2 protein-coding genes are annotated in these 2,568 nt (G+C 39.8%); both read right to left on the reverse strand.

The window, feature by feature from the left end; translation table 11 throughout:
- Nucleotides 1-686 precede the first annotated feature (686 nt).
- Nucleotides 687-995, reverse strand: a complete 309-nt coding sequence (locus WBG78_RS30670) for a hypothetical protein (protein WP_337330364.1) — start codon at nucleotides 993-995, stop codon at nucleotides 687-689.
- A gap of 590 nt (nucleotides 996-1,585) precedes the next feature.
- Nucleotides 1,586-1,990, reverse strand: a complete 405-nt coding sequence (locus tag WBG78_RS30675; protein WP_337330365.1) for a hypothetical protein — start codon at nucleotides 1,988-1,990, stop codon at nucleotides 1,586-1,588.
- Between the last annotated feature and the right edge of the window lie 578 nt (nucleotides 1,991-2,568).

Here is a 2,568-nt window from a genome sequence, read left to right on the forward strand (position 1 = left end):
TCCTTAGACATCATTTGCCGAAGTGGCAACAAAAAAGGGCTTCAGACAATCAGCTGGCTTGAATTACCTACAACGCTCGTGTATAAGGCGTGCCGGCAGTCCGCTATAAAAATAATAAAATAATTCTGCCGGCATGACTTATACACTTTGTTGTAGGCAGTTTGCTACTCACGAATCTTTATAAGTTTCTGTCTCATTGCCGGAGTTGTCCGCTCGTTAGAAATGAGGTCAGTAACAATTTTACTTATTTCAATTCCGTCTACGGTTTTTGTCCCTGTGTTTTTTATTCGTCTTAACATTATCAGTCCCATTTCAGAGGGCTCTCGGTTCAGTGATTCAATAAGTTGTCCCTCGTACGAATTAAAACTCTCGACTCCGTGTATGATACTCCAAAACACCCCTGCTCCATCTTCGTCTGGAAATCTCTCAAAGACTCTTAACAAGTCAGCCGTAAAATTCTCTTGATTCCCCGATTTCCAAAGTTCATTTAACAATGCGTCCAACTCCAACCAGTTTTCATCTTCTGGTTCGAATCGATTAATATCAAATATAATGTCTTGGGATGTTCTCATTTAGCAAATTGCCTACAACGCTGACATATGCGCCGTTGCAGTCTTACATAAATATAATCAACAAACTGCAATGGCGCATATGTGGTGTTGTGGGTTGGGCGTTCCGGTTCTCACTCAGTCAATTTTCAATTCCCGTCTGATTTCATGAACTATTTCTTCGGGACTCTTGCCCGTCCAGACTTCAATCTCACTCATTATTTTTGTTTTATTGTAGCTATGGGTTTTCTCTTGCCATTCTTTCTCACGTATGACATGTAGCACAGCTTTGTTGTAGAGCAATCTCGTCTCCCTGTACTTTTCAGCATTTTTAAGAATCTCCTTAGAATCTGAATTCCGTCGAATGGAGTCTTCCAGAACTTGCCTCCTTATTTCAAGTTCCTCCTTCTTCTTAACTGGCTCGCTTCTTGGCGGGAAAGTCGGCATTGAAAAACCTTTCTATAGATGGTGGGATGACAATCAAGTTCCGTGTTTAGCCTTGCCCACAACGTTTGCATATAAATCGTGCCGGCAGTCCAATCTAATAGTTAATTATCAAACTCTGCCGGCATGATTTATATGCATTGTTAGCGGCTGACCTTTTCGTTCCTCTATTGGTCAAAACAGTCCTGCTTTTGATATACTGTGCAGAGTTGCTGCCAGAATATATATCGCCGTCATTGTTAATAATCCCAACAACAATTTTAACCATTTCCTCTTCTCAAAAAAGACTAGATAAACAATCGATAGAATTATATATGCGAATACTTGAATCAGAAAACACCTATTGTCTAGTCGTTTAATACATTCCGCTCCTGCAAATCCGTCTGGACAAGACGCCGAGTTAATAATCATGAAGCAAATTATTATCAACGAATTAATTCCTACCAATACTCCAAAAGGTAATTCTCCGATTCGTTTCATCTTCCCAGGTTTGCCGCTAACACTAGTATATGCCGCATTGGCGTTATCCATTAAAATTTATCAACAAACGCCAATGCGGCATATACAATGTTAGCGGCAGGGCGGTTACGTCCTTATAGTTTTTCTTTATAATATTTGTCTTTCAGGTAAGATACTTTCTCGATGTCGCAGCCAAGAACAAATGTCCTATAAATAAGTGTATGTAGTCCATAATATGGAATCTGATCTTGTAAGTACTCAACACCCAGATCCCTAAGTTTGTTAGCCAATTCTTCCGTCTCTGCCTTCTCTGAAGTAACGCCAACACAATGCGTCTTGGCCCATTTGTCCGCCTTGACTTCATTGTACGCGAATTCAACAACTTCTTTTTCTGTTTGGAAATATTTTAAATTGTCTTTTTGCCCGCGTTCTGTGTAGTACCAGATAAAGAGTCCACCGAATTTATCAATTCCGTGTCCCTCGTGAATCGCATTCCCAATAATTGAATAATTATTGAAGTTGAAGCAGTTTTGCTTCATCCATTCCGCAAGTTTGATTATAGTGTCCGGAGTCAATTTGTTTCTCGCATTTTTGCCCGAGCCTTGCCGCTAACGCCAGCATATAAGGCGTGGCGGAACGCTGAAATTAATAATTAATCATCAAACTTTTCCGCCATGACTTATATGCGTTGTTAGCGGCTGGGCGTCTTTCCTACAACATGTCCTGTCCCGGTTCTTAATTTTTTTATTCCGTTTAGAGCCAGATGTATAATCACCGAAATTAATACCAGGTCGACCATGTAAATCATAAAGGCCAGTCCGTAGTTGTTAATTTTGTCACGGACAAAAAAATAGATTGGAAATGAAAATACTGTCGATACCCAGTCCGAAACAATTATCCAATTCTCGTTTCCGAAGTCATCAATTCCTCCGCTATCTCGTCCAAGTATGAAATACCAGTTAGGTAATTGTATTAAAAAAATCGCGAATAAAATTATCAGGAATTGTCTCATAATACTTTAAGCAACCAGCCTTGCCGCTAACCTTTAGATTGAATTCGTATTCACCATAATTATACTTTTGTAGGTAAGTGGGTAACCATTTCGGGTATACGTCCT

It is taken from the genome of Chryseolinea sp. T2, assembly GCF_037203685.1.
Taxonomy (GTDB): Bacteria; Bacteroidota; Bacteroidia; order Cytophagales; family Cyclobacteriaceae; genus Chryseolinea.